Genomic DNA, 564 nt, shown 5'->3' on the forward strand with positions numbered 1-564 from the left:
TTTTTTTTCACGCCGAAGACGGCATACGGGATGTGAGCGCCCGGGTGACAGCCCTGGGCGGGCAGGCAGGCGAACTGGACGAGCACTGGACGGTGGACTTCGCCCGGCAGGACGACACCGTGGTGCACACACTGCGCGGCAAGCACCCGCGGGCCCATGAGGTCTCCCCCATCGTGATCACCATGAGCGGGATCGGCCCCCTGGGGCCGGAGCAGGCCGAGGCGGTGCGGCGCAGTCTGGGCTACGGGCTCGACGAGAAGGTGGTGCTGCCGCGCGGGGCGGTGGGGAAGATGACGGTCACCGGGCCCGCGTTCCTGGCCCGCGAGCATCAGGATGTCGAGATGCGGTGGCATCCGGCAGAGGCAGCCCCGCTGGCCGGGATGGACGCGGATCTGGTGTTCGTGGACGGCGAGCAGGTCACCGCCTCCTACCCCGGCACCCTGCAGCATCTGGGGCGGGGCCCGACCGGCCGATCCACGCGCATCACGCTGGCGGGCTGCCACATGCGGTTGCTGACGCCCGAAGACGCCGTCGCCGCAGCGTCCCTGGAGTTCACGTTCTCGC

The 564-nt window shown here is 70.6% G+C and carries 1 protein-coding gene; it reads left to right on the forward strand.

Translation table 11 applies throughout. The features are described from left to right. Positions 1-32 precede the first annotated feature (32 nt). Positions 33-564: hypothetical protein (locus ACLIYP_RS30740; protein ID WP_412716342.1), on the forward strand; the 532-nt coding region annotated here is incomplete at its 3' end.

This window comes from Streptomyces nanhaiensis (assembly GCF_046614825.1).
GTDB lineage: Bacteria > Actinomycetota > Actinomycetes > Streptomycetales > Streptomycetaceae > Streptomyces > Streptomyces radiopugnans.